Source organism: Pusillimonas sp. SM2304 (assembly GCF_031628915.1).
GTDB lineage: Bacteria > Pseudomonadota > Gammaproteobacteria > Burkholderiales > Burkholderiaceae_B > Pusillimonas_C.
In genome coordinates this window covers 998,384-1,011,875 of the sequence record NZ_JAVLUJ010000002.1, presented here as the reverse complement: position 1 = coordinate 1,011,875, position 13,492 = coordinate 998,384, and the positions used below count along the sequence as shown (strand labels likewise).

The 13,492-nt window shown below is 61.6% G+C and carries 11 protein-coding genes; 2 read left to right on the top strand and 9 right to left on the bottom strand.

Going from position 1 to position 13,492, the window contains the following annotated elements:
• Positions 1-46: 46 nt before the first annotated feature.
• From bamA to rpsB, 9 genes are all read right to left on the bottom strand, one after another.
• Positions 47-2,383 (bottom strand): outer membrane protein assembly factor BamA, encoded by a 2,337-nt coding sequence (gene bamA / locus RE432_RS13785; protein WP_310933981.1) that lies wholly within the window; start codon positions 2,381-2,383, stop codon positions 47-49.
• A 53-nt stretch (positions 2,384-2,436) separates the two neighbouring features.
• Positions 2,437-3,762 carry an RIP metalloprotease RseP gene (gene rseP, locus RE432_RS13780; protein WP_310933980.1) on the bottom strand — a complete coding sequence of 442 codons (1,326 nt, stop codon included), beginning with the start codon at positions 3,760-3,762 and terminating at the stop codon, positions 2,437-2,439.
• A 37-nt stretch (positions 3,763-3,799) separates the two neighbouring features.
• Complete coding sequence (gene ispC, locus RE432_RS13775) at positions 3,800-5,002, bottom strand: 1-deoxy-D-xylulose-5-phosphate reductoisomerase (RefSeq protein ID WP_310933979.1); 1,203 nt, start codon at positions 5,000-5,002, stop codon at positions 3,800-3,802.
• Complete coding sequence (locus RE432_RS13770; protein ID WP_310933978.1) at positions 4,999-5,862, bottom strand: phosphatidate cytidylyltransferase; 864 nt, start codon at positions 5,860-5,862, stop codon at positions 4,999-5,001. Before RE432_RS13770 ends, ispC begins: the two co-directional genes overlap by 4 nt.
• A gap of 17 nt (positions 5,863-5,879) precedes the next feature.
• Positions 5,880-6,638 carry a polyprenyl diphosphate synthase gene (gene uppS / locus RE432_RS13765; protein ID WP_310933977.1) on the bottom strand — a complete coding sequence of 253 codons (759 nt, stop codon included), beginning with the start codon at positions 6,636-6,638 and terminating at the stop codon, positions 5,880-5,882.
• A 26-nt stretch (positions 6,639-6,664) separates the two neighbouring features.
• Entirely contained in the window at positions 6,665-7,225 is a 561-nt protein-coding gene (gene frr, locus RE432_RS13760; RefSeq protein WP_310933976.1) for a ribosome recycling factor, read from the bottom strand.
• Between the two features lie 13 nt (positions 7,226-7,238).
• The gene (gene pyrH, locus RE432_RS13755) at positions 7,239-7,955 is read right to left on the bottom strand and encodes a UMP kinase (protein WP_310933975.1); all 717 of its coding nucleotides are present in this window, start codon (positions 7,953-7,955) and stop codon (positions 7,239-7,241) included.
• A 93-nt stretch (positions 7,956-8,048) separates the two neighbouring features.
• Positions 8,049-8,927: a translation elongation factor Ts gene (tsf, locus tag RE432_RS13750; protein WP_310933974.1), complete on the bottom strand. Its 879-nt coding sequence runs from the start codon at positions 8,925-8,927 to the stop codon at positions 8,049-8,051.
• Positions 8,928-9,047: 120 nt separating this feature from the next.
• Positions 9,048-9,797, bottom strand: coding sequence for a 30S ribosomal protein S2 (gene rpsB / locus RE432_RS13745; protein ID WP_310933973.1), 750 nt, complete (start codon positions 9,795-9,797; stop codon positions 9,048-9,050).
• Between the two features lie 263 nt (positions 9,798-10,060).
• Between rpsB and map the strand changes: the two genes are divergently transcribed.
• On the top strand, positions 10,061-10,867 hold the full coding sequence (gene map / locus RE432_RS13740) for a type I methionyl aminopeptidase (protein ID WP_310933972.1): 807 nt from the start codon (positions 10,061-10,063) through the stop codon (positions 10,865-10,867).
• 21 nt (positions 10,868-10,888) lie between these two features.
• Positions 10,889-13,471 carry a [protein-PII] uridylyltransferase gene (locus RE432_RS13735; protein WP_310933971.1) on the top strand — a complete coding sequence of 861 codons (2,583 nt, stop codon included), beginning with the start codon at positions 10,889-10,891 and terminating at the stop codon, positions 13,469-13,471.
• Positions 13,472-13,492: the final 21 nt, after the last annotated feature.

Sequence of the window (13,492 nt, the reverse complement as noted above, 5' to 3'; positions counted from 1 at the left end):
GAAATAGCAGAGATAAAACAGTTATTGTGCCACTAAATGGCGTACATCAGAAACCCGTGCCGATCTGGAACTGGAAGGATTGCTTGTCGTCGCCGGGTTTGGCGTTCAGCGCCCGGCCGTAAGACAGTTGCAATGGGCCTAGCGGCGATTCCCACGACAGGCCTATACCCGCGGAATACTTCCAGCCGCAAGGATCTTCGACCTCGTTGTTGCGGCCCTGGGCGCAGCCCCCGTCGGTGTTGGCTACCTGGCCGGCGTCGGTAAACAGGAACCAGCGCAGGGTCCGGTCGCGGGTCGCGCCCGGGAACGGTAAATACAGCTGCACGTTGGCCGCAATGCGGCGCGAGCCACCCAGGTAATCGTTGGTCAGCGAGTCGCGCGGGCCCAGCGAAGCGCCCTCGTAGCCGCGCACGGAACCTATGCCCCCGCCATAAATATTCTTGATGACCGGGAAGGACTTGTCGCCGTAGGCTTTACCCCAATCGACCAAGCCATTGAAAGCCAGGGTATAGGCGCGTCCCAGCGGCAGATAGTATTGCTGCTGGGCGCCCAGCATATAGTAACGCAAGTCCATCGTGGACAGGTCGCCCGACAGGCGCGTATAGCTGCCCTTGGTGGGCGCGATGGCGCTGTCGCGCGTATCTTTGGACCAGCCCAGGTTGAAAATGAAGGAATTGGTCTGCTCGCCGTACTCATCGACGAAATCGCGGTAGGCCTGCGGCGCGCGGTCTTTGAAATCGCTGATCCGGTTGTGCTCGAAGCTGACGCCGGCAAACACGCGATCGTGTTCGGAAATAGGCACGCCGAAATTCAGGCCGCCGCCGAACGCCGTCACACGGTAATCGCCGAAAGCGTCGCTATTGTCGTACGGCGTGGTGCGGCGATAGTAGATCGAAGTGGTCTTGCTGATGCCGTCTTGGGTCCAGTACGGATTGGTATGCGAAATCACCGCCGCGCGATTGGTGGCGCTGGTGTTCATTTGCAGCGACAAGGTATTGCCGCTGCCGAAGATATTGTCCTGGCTGATGCCCGCCGACAGGATCATTTTGTCGGTCGAGCCATAGCCCACGCCCAGATTGATCAGGCCCGTGGGCTTTTCCTTGACATCGACATTGACGTCGATCTGGTCGGGCGACCCGGCCACAGGGGTCGTATGCACATCGACTTCGTTGAAATAGCCCAGGCGGTCGATGCGGTCGCGCGACGCCCTGATGCTGTTCGAATCGTACCAGGCGGCCTCTTGCTGCCGCATTTCACGCCGTATGACCTGGTCGCGAGTACGCGTGTTGCCGCCGATCTGGATGCGGCGCACATACACACGGCGGCCCGGATCGACATAGAAGGTCAGATCGGTTTCGTGGGCCTCGCGGTCGAGCGCGGGGTTGGGATTGACGTTGGCGAACGCATAGCCCAGGCTGCCCAGGTAGTCGGTAATGGCCTTGACCGTGGCATTGGTTTTGGCGGCCGAGAACGTCTCGCCTGCCTTGACTTCGATCAGCGGCTGTATTTGATCTTCGAGCCCGATCAGGTCGCCCGCCAGCTTCACGCTGCGTACCGTGTACGGGTCGCCTTCGTGCAGCGTCAGATTGATGAAGATGTCCTGGCGATCAGGCGAAATCGTCACTTGGGGCGGTTCAGCCGTGTACTCAAGGTAGCCGCGATCCAGATAATAGGAACGGATGCGTTCTACATCGCCCTCGAGCTTTTCGCGCGAATACTTATCGGTGCCTGTGTACCACGTCATCATGCCGGACGTGGTCAGTTCCATTTGATCGAGCAGCGTGCCCTGCGAAAACGCCTTGTTGCCCACGATATGGATCTCGCTGATCTTGGCCAGATCGCCTTCAAAGATATCGAAGCTGACCCCGACGCGATTGCGCGGCAGCGGCGTAATGATGGGGTTGATTTCGACCCCGTACTTGCCTTTGGACAGATACTGCTGCTTGAGTTCGAATTCGGCGCGTTCGAGCATGGAGCGGTCGAACACCCTGCCCTGCCCAAAGCCTACCTGCGCCAGCGACTTGGTAATGCCGGGGGCATCGAATTCGCGCATGCCGTTGAAGCTGACGGACGCGATGGTGGGCCGCTCTTCGACCGTCACCACCAGCACATCGTTGGTGGTGTCGATCTTGACGTCGCTGAAGAAGCCGGTGGCGTACAAACGCTGTATGGCTTCGGCCGCCTGGGTCTCGGTGAACTCTTCGCCCACCCTCACCGGCAAATAGCTGAATACCGTTCCGGCGTCGACACGCTGTATGCCGTTGACCTGAATGTCGCGCACCACGAAAGGCGTGAACGCACTGGCAATACTGGGAACAAGCAAAGCAGCCAGCAAAACAGGCAATGCGCGCTTGGAAAAAGAGAATTTCCGGCTAAACGACATCCTGGTGAATCCTTGGACGATTAAATGGTGGAAGATTGTAAGGCAGAATGCCGCTAACTGAAAAGGCGAGTGAAATCGTTGAAAAAGGCCAGGCCCATCAGGCCCGCCAGCAAGCCCAAGCCGATGCGCTGACCATTTTCGAGCCATTTTTCAGGTATGGGTTTACCGCGAACAGCCTCGATCAGGTAATACAGCAAATGCCCCCCATCCAGCATCGGGATGGGTAGCAAATTTAACACGCCGATACTAACACTAATAAGTGCCAGAAACCCTATATACGAAGCAAAACCGATGCGTGCGGTCTGCCCGGCGTAATCGGCAATCGTCACCGGCCCGCTGACATTGCGCAAGGAAATGTCGCCGACAACCATGCGCCCCATCATTTTCAGGGAAAACCAGACCGTATCGACGGTTCGCGACACCCCTTTGGCCAGGCTGTCGAACACCCCGTAACGCACCGTGACCATGGGGAAATCAGCGCCCAGCATGACGCCGATGCGCCCCACTGTGGCGCCATCCGCGTCCGCCTGGCCTTCGGGGACAACCGTCAGGTCGAGCGGCGCGCCATCGCGCAGCACGGTCAGCGGCAACGGTACGCCCGCATGCTTCTGGATTTCCGCCACCATGGCGCCCGCGCCGGGATTCTGGAGCTCGCCCACCCTGACGACAATGTCGCCGGGCTGCAAGCCGGCCTGCTCGCCCGCTTGCCCCGGGTTGACCTGATTGACCTTGGGCTTGGGGGCGGCCAGCGACAGCCCGGCTTCGGCCATCAGATCGGCGCCGTCCGGCTCTACCCTGCCCCGCTCAAGATGCAATGTGCGCTCGCGCTGCAGGCCGTTGGCGGTCTCGACCTGCAACCCGACCTGGCCGCCGCCGGTCAGTACGTCCAACAGCTGCCAGCGCGCCTCGTTCCAGGACTGCACAGCCTGCTGGTTGACGGCGGTGATGCGATCGCCCGCCTGCAGGCCCGCCTGGGCGGCCATCGTATGGGCGGGCGGAGCGGCCAGAATGGCCGCGGGCTCGTGGGTGCCGACCAGATTCAGGCCGGTGTAGAGCAAGGCCGCCAGGACCAGATTGGCGACCGGCCCGGCCAGCACGATCGCGCTGCGCTGCCTCAGGCTTTTCTGATTGAATGCCTGCCCCGCGCTTGCACCGGGCTCGGGATCGTCCAGCATCTTCACGTAGCCGCCCAGGGGGATGGCCGAAACAGCCCATTCCGTTCCGTGGCGGTCTATCCGGCGCAGCAGCACTTTGCCGAATCCAACCGAAAACCTGAGCACCTTCACGCCGCAACGGCGCGCGACCCAATAATGGCCCAGTTCATGAAACGTGATCAGAACGCCCAGCGCAACGGCAAAGGCAAGCAAGGTAAAAAGCATGGGTTTCCTGGTGAATCCGGCCTGGCGCCTGTCGGCATCAAGTCTTGAGCAGACAAAGCTCGGAAGCAATACTTCGGGTGTGCGCGTCAAGCGCCATGACATCGTCCAGCGAGTCCAGGCCGCTGTCGGGCACCCCTGCAATACGATTCAGGCACGTTTCAATGACTCGCGCGATTTCAGTATAGCGAATTTGCTGCTTCAGAAAGCAGTCCACGGCGATCTCGTTCGCAGCATTCAGCGCCACGCAGGCCGCCTGCCCCGCCCTGAGCGCATCGAACGACAACCGCAGACAGGGAAAACGCTCGAGGTTGGGCTCTTCAAAGTCCAGGCGGCCCAGGGCCGTCAACTGGAGCAAGCCCACCCCGCTGTCGATGCGCTCGGGAAAGCCCAGCCCATAGGCAATGGGCGTGCGCATATCGGGCTGGCCGAGCTGCGCAAGAATAGAGCCGTCTTCGTACTCGACCATCGAGTGCACCACGCTTTGCGGATGAATCACAACCTGGATCTGGTTGACCGGCATGGCAAACAGCCAATGCGCCTCGATCACTTCCAGGCCTTTATTGAGCATGGTGGCGGAATCGACCGAAATCTTGCGGCCCATGCTCCAGTTGGGGTGCGCGCAAGCCTGGTCGGGCGTCACGCCCGGCAATAGATCGAGCTCGGTGGTGCGAAACGGCCCGCCCGATGCGGTCAGCAGCAAACGCCTGACCCCGCGCGCAGCGGCCGTGGGCGCCGTAGCCCTGCCCGATTGGGGCATGCATTGGAAGATGGCGTTGTGTTCGCTGTCGATGGGCAGGAGTTCGGCGCCGCTTTCGCGCACGGTGCGCATGAACAGGCCGCCCGCCGCAACCAGGGCTTCTTTGTTGGCAAGCAGGACGCGCTTGCCTGCCCGCGCGGCGGCCAGCGCCGACGGCAGCCCCGCGGCGCCCACGATGGCCGCCATCACCGTGGTGACCTCGGTGTCGGCAACCGTGTCGACCAGCGCCTGGGCGCCGACGCGGATTTCAGGGCGCGGGCCAGCGCCCGTCCAGGCCTGCAGGAACTGCGCGCGCGCCTGATCGGTGGGCACGATGACGATCTTTGCCCGGGTCTGTCCGGCCTGCTCGGCAAGCTTCTGCATGCGGCTGTGCGCACTCAGGGCATACACGGAAAGCGTATCGGGATGGCGTGAAATGACATCAAGCGTGTTTTCGCCGATGGAACCCGTGGATCCCAGTACGCAGACGCGTTGAACGCTCATGAACTCCATACTCCGGTAATAAGCAAGGCGATGGGCGCCACGGGCAGCAAGGCATCGATGCGGTCATAGACGCCGCCATGGCCGGGCAGCAGGTGGCTGGAATCCTTGACGCCGGCGCGGCGCTTGAGCAGGGACTCGAACAGATCGCCCACAATCGACAAGGCAGCCAGGAAAACGGCGATCGCCGCCACGACCCACCCTGGCCAGCGCTGCATCAGCACATCGCCGAAGCTGCCGGGCCAGTACGCGCTGGCGAATACCCACAGGGTAGCGGCCAGGACGCCGCCGGCGGCGCCTTCCCAGGTCTTGCCCGGGCTGACCCGGGGCGCCAGCTTGCGCCGGCCCAGGGCCTTGCCGGTAAAGTACGCGGCAATGTCGGCAAACCAGATCAGCGCCAGCAACGATACCAGGAACCAGGCGCCGCGCAGCAGAAAAAGCTGCACCAGCGCCATCCACACCGCAAAGACGGCCAGCACACCAAACAAACTAAGCCACGCGCCGCCCGAACGCCGCTGGGCCTGCCCCTGGACCACCAGCATCGTCGCGGCCACCACCCATATCAGGGCCACCGCCGGCAGCAAAACCCGATTCAGCCCGCCTTGCAGGGCAACCGCCCACGCCGCGGGCGCGGCGGCCAGCCATTGCATGGCCACCAGCAGCATCAGGGCGGCGCAGAACAGGGCCAGCACCACGGGCGCCGCGGAAGGCTGGCGCGGCCAGGTCAGCCTGAGCCATTCCCACAAGGCGCAGCCCGCAATCAGGGTCAGCAGCAAGACCAGGGGCCAGGACCCCGGAGCCAGCAAGGCGCCCAGCAATACAGCAAGCAAGACTATCGCCGTGATGACGCGCTGCTTCAACATAGCGGGACCCCTTTTCTTCAGGTTTGGCTGGCGACCTGGGCGCTGGTGCGCCCAAACCGCCGCTCTCGGGTTCTGTACCACTCGAAAGCGGCGTCAATGTTCTTGGCGCCGAAATCGGGCCAATAGTCGTCTGAAAAATACAGCTCAGTATAGGCGAGCTGCCAGATAAGGAAATTAGAAATGCGCTGCTCGCCGCCCGTGCGGATGAACAGGTCGGGTTCGGGCGCATAAGCCATGGACAGATACTGGGCCAGTTGCGCTTCGTCGATGGCGTCGGGCTGGCTGGCCAGACCGGGCTGGGCGGCCAGCAGCTTTCGCATGGCCTGCAGGATATCCCAGCGTCCGCCGTAGTTGGCCGCAATGGTCAGGTTCAGCGTGCTATTGTGCGCCGTGCGTTCTTCGGCAGCCCGGATCAGCGCCTGCAGCCGGGGCTCGAAGGGCGACAGGTCGCCCACGATGCGCAGCCTGACCCCCTGCTCTTCCAGCTTGCCCACTTGCTTTTCCAGCGTCTGCATGAACAGGCGCATCAGCAGCGACACTTCTTCCTTGGGGCGGCGCCAGTTTTCAGAGCTGAAGGCAAACAGCGTCAGGTACTCGACCCCCCGCCTGCCGCAGGCTTCCACGACGCGCCGTACCGCCTGCACGCCGCGCATGTGCCCCGCGGTGCGGGGAAGAAAACGTTTGGTAGCCCAACGTCCGTTACCGTCCATGATGATGGCAAGGTGGCGGGGGGTGTCTGTGCAGGCGGGCACAGACAAGGTCGAGCTATTTGGCATGAAGAATGATCCGAAGCGCGATCCGGCTAAACCGTCATGATCTCGGCTTCTTTCTGCGCAACAAGCTTGTCGATCTCGGCCACATGCTTGTCGGTCAGTTTTTGCACTTCGTCCTGTGTCCGACGCTCGTCGTCTTCGGAAATTTCCTTGTCCTTGACCAGCTTCTTGAGCGTGTCGTTGGCGTCGCGGCGCAGGTTGCGCACGGCAATCTTGGCGTCTTCGCCTTCGGTGCGCACCACTTTGGTCAGGTCGCGCCGGCGCTCTTCGGTCAGGGCCGGCATGGGCACGCGGATGCTGTCGCCCATGGCAATGGGATTCAAGCCCAGGTCGGAATCGCGGATCGCCTTTTCAACCGGACCCGCCATGTTCTTTTCCCATACCTGCACGCTGATGGTGCGGGCGTCGACCAGATTGACGTTCGCCACCTGGCTGACGGGAACGGGCGAGCCATAGTATTCGACCTGCACGTGGTCGAGAATACCCGCATGCGCGCGGCCGGTGCGAATTTTGGACAGGCTGACCTTGAGCGTTTCAATTGACTTGCCCATACGCGATTCCGCCGACTGTCTGACCTCTGAAAGACTCATTACTATTCCTTTATCAAACGTGTACCAGTGTACCTTCGTCTTCGCCCGACACGGCCCGCTTGAGCGCACCGGACTTATTGATGGAAAATACCTTGATGGGCAGCTTCTGGTCGCGGCACAGGGCGAAAGCGGTGGCATCCATGACTTCCAGGCGCCGGACGATGGCCTCGTCGAAACTGATGCGCGCATAGCGCGTGGCGCTGGGGTCCTTATTGGGATCGGCGCTGTAGATGCCATCGACCTTGGTGGCCTTGAGCACGATTTCAGCGCCGATTTCGGCGCCGCGCAAGGCAGCGGCCGTATCGGTCGTGAAAAAGGGGTTGCCCGTACCGGCGGCAAACACCACCACTTTGCCCTCTTCCAGGTAACGCAAGGCCTTGGGGCGGATATAGGGCTCGACCACCTGATCGATGTTCAGGGCCGACTGCACCCGGGTGTCCACACCGCGGTTCTTGAGCGCATCTTGCAGCGCCAGCGCATTCATGACCGTGGCCATCATGCCCATATAGTCGGCCGTCGCGCGGTCCATCCCTTGCGCGCCGGGGGCCACGCCCCGGAAAATATTACCGCCACCGATGACTATGGCCAGCTCGACGCCCAAGGCAACGACTTCGGCGATTTCTTCGGTCATGCGCAATATGGTTGCGCGATTGATCCCAAAGGCGTCTTCACCCATCAGCGCTTCGCCGGACAGTTTGAGAAGAACACGCTTATACGATCTGGTGGTCATAGGTAGTTTCCCAGGTAAACAATCCAACGAAAGTGTAAGCCAGAGTTGGGCCTGCGTGACGGCATCGGCCCAACTTTTTCGCCTGAAACGAGATTAGGCGTTGCCGGCTGCCGCTGCAGCGACTTCTGCAGCGAAGTCTTCCGATTTCTTCTCGATGCCTTCGCCCACGACGTACAGGGCAAAACCGGAAATGGCTGCGCCTTTTTCCTTGAGCATCTGCTCGACGGACTGTTTGTCGTTCTTGACAAAGGGCTGGGAAAGCAAGGTGACTTCTTTCAGGAACTTCTGTACCGAACCTTCGACCATCTTGGTGACGATCTCGGCGGGCTTGCCGGACTCGGCTGCTTTTTGCTGGGCGACGGAGCGCTCGGCGGCGATGTCGTCCTGGGACACGCCGCTGGCGTCCAGCGCCTTGGGCTTGGTGGCGGCAATGTGCATGGCCAGGTCCTTGCCGGTTTCCTCGGGACCCGAGAAATCGACCAGCACACCGATCTTGCCGCCATGAACGTAGCTGGCCAGCTGATTGGCGGTTTCAAAGCGCTGGAAACGGCGCACGGAGATGTTTTCGCCGATTTTGCCCACCAATGCCGAACGCGTGCTTTCCACAGTGCCTTCGCCCATCGGGAGCGCATTCAGGGCCGCCACGTCGGCGGGATTCTTTTCGGTGACCAGCTCGGCCAATTGGCCGATAAAGCCGATGAAGTCGTCGTTCTTGGCCACGAAATCGGTTTCGCAGTTGACTTCGATCACGGCGCCGCGCTTGCCGTCGGCCGCCACATGCAGGCCGATCAGGCCTTCGGCGGTAACGCGTGCGGCTGCCTTGCTGGCCTTGTTACCCAGTTTTACGCGGAGAATCTCTTCGGCACGGGCCAGATCGCCTTCGGCTTCGGTCAGTGCTTTCTTGCACTCCATCATGGGGGCGTCGGTTTTCTCGCGCAGTTCTTTAACCATGGATGCGGTAATTTGAGCCACTATTTTCTCCAGTTCACTAAAACACGCCCCGGCAGAGCCGGGGCAGATGCGAAACACACGATGACCGGCTGCCGGCGTACTGCCGGCGGCCTCGGCCCGGCGCTTGCCGGGCGCAGTCGCTTATTCGCGCTCTTCTTCGATTTCGACGAATTCTTCGTCGCCTTCGGCAATTTCCTCGACCAGGCCATTCAGGTTCTGTTCGCGGCCTTCAAGCACGGCATCGGCCATGCCGCGTGCGTACAAGGCGATTGCCTTGGCCGAGTCATCGTTGCCGGGGATGATGTAATCGACGCCGTCGGGCGAATGGTTGGTATCGACCACAGCCACGACGGGAATGCCCAGGGTACGCGCTTCGGCAACGGCAATCTTGTGGTAGCCGACGTCGATGACAAACAAGGCTTCAGGCAAGGTGTTCATGTCCTTGATGCCGCCGATGGCCTTGTTCAGTTTCTCGAGTTCGCGATCGAACATCAGGGCTTCTTTCTTGCTCATGTGCTCGGTAGCGCCTTCGGCCAATTGCGCTTCCATTTCTTTCAGGCGCTTGATCGACGTCTTGACCGTTTTGAAGTTGGTCATCATGCCGCCCAGCCAACGGCTGTCTACATAAGGCATGCCGCAACGCGCGGCCTCTGCGGCCACCAGCTCGCGCGCAGCGCGCTTGGTGCCGACGAACAGGACATTGCCACCGCGGGCCGCAACCTGGCGCACGAACTTGGCCGCCTCTTGGTATTTGACGACGGTTTGTTCCAGGTTGACGATATGGATCTTGTTACGGTGGCCGAAGATGAACGGCGCCATCTTGGGGTTCCAGTAACGGGTCTGGTGGCCAAAGTGCACACCGGCTTCCAGCATTTCACGCATTAAAGACATTGTATTCTCCAAGGGTTTGGTCTTGTGCCAAGCGTGTATCCGGTATGTTCTAATAGACGGGCCCGGTGCCTTGCACCCTGCCTGCCATCCATACCAAACACCCTTTTGTCGCCGGACACGCGATTTTTAAAAAAGGCCCCGGTCAGGTTTTCTAAAAAACCAGGCGCCATCTTATCTTTGGATTCCCCTCAGCCCTGCGGGCGGTAGGAATTCCAAGAAAGCCTATAATTCTACTATTTTTTGATCACCTAATTCAAGTTGCCATGAGTAGTCTCGTTACCGACCCCGTCGATCTGAACAAAATGCGCGCCGCCTGCCAGGCCGCCGCTGCCACCCTGGACTTTCTTGCGCCGCATGTGCGTGCCGGCGTCACGACGGGCGAACTCGACAAGCTTTGCATGGATTTCATCACCCATGAGCTCAACGTCGAGTCGGCGACGGTCGGCTACGCGCCGCCGGGCTACACTCCCTTTCCCGCCTCCATCTGCACATCGGTCAACCACGTCATATGCCACGGCATCCCCGGCGACAAGGTCCTCAAGAACGGCGACATCATGAATATCGACGTCACCGTGATCAAGGACGGCTGGTTCGGCGATACCAGCCGCATGTACTACGTGGGCGAGCCTTCCATCCTGGCCAAGCGCCTTACCGAGACCACCTACGAGTGCATGTGGCTGGGTATTGAACAGATCCGCCCGGGCGCCTTCCTGGGCGATATCGGCCATGCCATACAGAAGCACGCGGAAAAGCAGGGCTTCTCGGTCGTGCGCGAATACTGCGGCCACGGCGTCGGGCGCAAGTTCCACCAAGACCCCCAGGTCCTGCATTACGGCAAGCCCGGCACCGGCCAGAAGCTCGAGGCCGGCATGATTTTCACCGTGGAACCCATGATCAACGCCGGCCGCAAGGAAATCCGCACGCTGGCCGACGGCTGGACCGTCGTCACCCGCGACCACAGCCTGTCGGCACAGTGGGAGCACAGCATCCTTGTAACCGATACCGGTTACGAAATTCTTACCGTCTCTGACGCCATGCCCAAACCGCCGGCATTCGTCGGAGCCGCATAAATTACGCAGCGGAACCGCATCATGCATGCGCAGTCCGTCGCCCTGCTGCGCGATCAACTGGCGGCACGCCGGGCCGAAGCCATCCGCGCATTTCGCCAGCACCTTCGGCCGGACACTTTGCTGGCGGCCCTGCGCCGCATTACCGACCAGGTCCTGCGCGAGCTGGTCCGGCTGTACCCCCTGCCGCCGGGCGCCGTTCTGGTGGCGGTAGGCGGCTACGGGCGCGGCGAGCTCTATCCCTATTCCGACGTTGATGTGCTCATTCTGTTGAACGAGCGGCCCAGCCAGGACAATGCCCGCAAGATCGAAGAACTGGTCGCTGCCATGTGGGACTTGGGCATCGAGCCCGGACATAGCGTGCGCACCATAGACGACTGCAAGCAAGAAGCCGCCAATGACATTACGGTGGAAACCGCGTTGATGGAGGCCCGCTGGCTGGTGGGCAGCAAGACGCTGCTGGCCGCCTTGCGGGCAGCCATGCTTGCGCAGCAGGACGCACAGACTTTCTTCCAGGCCAAGCGCGCGGAAATGCAGCAGCGCCACGCCCGCCACCAAGACACGCCTTACGCCCTGGAACCCAATTGCAAGGAAGCCCCCGGCGGGCTGCGCGACCTTCAGGTCGTCCAGTGGCTGGCGCAGGCGGCCGGCCTGGGCAGCACATGGCGTGAAATCTCCAAGTCCGACCTGCTGACCGCCACCGAATTCCGCGCCTTGCGCCGGGCCGACCAGGCTTTCAAACGCCTGCGCATAGAACTGCACTTGCTGACGGGGCGGCGCGAAGACCGGGTCCTGTTCGATCTTCAACCCGGGCTGGCCCAGATCTATGGTTTCGAGGCCACCAAGACACGGCGCCCCAGCGAAATACTGATGCAGCGCTACTACTGGGCGGCCCGGGTGGTCAGCCAATTGAACGCCATCCTGATGCAAAGCATCGAGGAACTGCTGTTCCCCCTGCCCGGCGATCAGGCGCGGATGATAGACGATGACTTCTGCGTCATCCGGAACCGCCTGTGCCTGCGGCGCGACGACGGCTTCGCGCGCAACCCGGCCCTGCTGTTCCGCGCCTTTCTGGTCATGCAAGAGCGGCCCGACATCGTCGGGATGTCGGCCCAGGCGCTGCGGGCCATGTGGCATGCCCGGCGCAGCATCGATGCGCAGTTTCGGCGCAACCCCGTCAATCGCCGCCAGTTCATCCAGATTCTTCAGCAGCCGCGCGGCATCGTCCACTCGCTGCGGCGCATGACGATGCTGAACATATTGCCCCGCTATCTGCCTGTATTCCGGCGCATCGTCGGCCAGATGCAGCATGATCTTTTTCATGCCTACACGGTGGACCAGCACACCTTGATGGTGGTGCGCAACCTGCGCCGCTTCACCATGCCCGAGCATGCCCAGGAATACCCGCTGGCCAGCCAGTTGATTGCCGATTTCGACCGGCACTGGCTGCTGTATGTGGCCGCCCTGTTCCATGACATCGCCAAAGGGCGCGGCGGCGATCATTCCGAGCTGGGCGCCGTCGAGGCAAGGCGTTTCTGCAACGACCACGGCATCGACGGCCAGGACAAGGAACTGGTTGAATTCCTGGTCCGCCAGCACCTGACCATGTCCATGGTGGCGCAAAAGCGCGATCTGAGCGATCCCGGCGTGGTCCATGAGTTCGCCCAATGCGTGCGCAATGAGCGCCAACTGACGGCTTTGTACCTGCTGACCGTGGCCGATATACGCGGTACCAGCCCCAAAGTATGGAACTCCTGGAAAGGCAAGCTGCTTGAAGACCTGTACCGGCAGACCATTGCGGCCCTGGGCGGCGCGCAGCCCGACCCCGGCGCAGTCCTGGCGCAGCGCAAGGCGACGGCGGCCACCGAGATCCGCCTGATGGGCCTGCGCGACGATAGCCGCGACGCATTCTGGCAGCAACTGGACGTGGCCTATTTCCTGCGCCACGAAGCGGCCGAGATCGCCTGGCATACCCGCCATCTGTACTATCGGGTCAATTCGCCCGAGCCGGTCATCAAGGTGCGCATACTGGGCCAGAATCAAGCGCTGCAGGTCATGGTGTACACGCAGGACCGCGATGATTTGTTCGTGACCATCTGCCGCTATTTCGACCATCGCGCCCTGAGCGTGCAAGATGCGCGCATCCACACGACCCATCACGGCTGGGCGCTGGACAGCTTTATTGTGCTGTTGCCGGCCCACGAAAAAGACTACCGTTCCAACGCAACCCTGATCGAACACGAACTGGATGCGCAACTGAATCAGCCGCTCGAGGCCGGCGCCCGCCAAGGCCGGCAAGGCGGCTGGCGCGCCGGCTCGCGGCGCTCGCGCGTGTTTCCGATTGTGCCCAACGTTGAGCTGCAGCCCGACGAGCGCAGCGCATCGTGGCGCCTGTCGATCACCGCGGCCGATCGGCCCGGACTGCTGCACAGCCTGGCGCAGGTGTTCGCCGAGCATGCGGTCAGCCTGAAAATGGCCAAGATCCTGACCCTGGGCGACCGGGTCGAAGACATATTCATTATCGAAGGAGAGGCGCTGGGCCATCCACGCGCGCAACTGCAATTCGAACGCAATCTGCTTGCCGCGCTGGACAGCACCGCGCCCTGACATCCCACCCACATTTCTTAT